This is a genomic window from Ruegeria atlantica (assembly GCF_947495585.1).
GTDB lineage: Bacteria > Pseudomonadota > Alphaproteobacteria > Rhodobacterales > Rhodobacteraceae > Ruegeria > Ruegeria atlantica_G.
Genome location: NZ_CANLZK010000052.1, coordinates 1 through 559, shown reverse-complemented (window position 1 = coordinate 559; position 559 = coordinate 1). Strand labels below are relative to the sequence as shown.

1 protein-coding gene is annotated in these 559 nt (G+C 54.6%); it reads left to right on the top strand.

All coding sequences use genetic code 11. From position 1 onward, the window contains the following. Positions 1-146 precede the first annotated feature (146 nt). The coding region (locus QMP16_RS23535; protein WP_282154389.1) for a phasin family protein at positions 147-559 on the top strand (413 nt) is incomplete at its 3' end.

Sequence of the window (559 nt, the reverse complement as noted above, 5' to 3'; positions counted from 1 at the left end):
AAGGCAAGCGGTTGATTCCTAACTCTTCTGCGAAGAATTTCTGCAACGCAGCAAGAAAATTCTTGCAATGCTGCGTTGCGGCATACATATTGTCCTCAAGCTGATGAAAACCGGGGTGGGCCCGGTTCGGCAAAAGGATTTTAGACATGGCAAAGACGCAAGACTTCACCGCGACCCTGAAAGACGTTATGGGCGCGTTCCCTGTTGACACCACCGCTCTGGAAGGTGCTTTCAAATCGACCGCGACGCTGAACGAAAAGCTGTCGGGTGTTGCGCTGGAAGCGGCTGAAAAGTCGGCGGAGATCTCGAACAAATGGACCAAGGACACCCTGGCCAAGCTGAGCGAGATGTCGAAAGCCAAGGCAGAGCCTGCAGACTACGCCAAAGCGGCCACCGACTTCGCCAGCGCATCGGCTGAAGTTGCAGCTGAAAACATGGCGGCCTTCGCAGAGATCGCGAAAAAAGTGCAGTCCGAAACTGTTGAGCTGCTGATGGCAGCTGGCAAAGACGTAGCCGAAGACACAACCGCGGCTGTCAAAAAAGCCACCAACGACGTGAC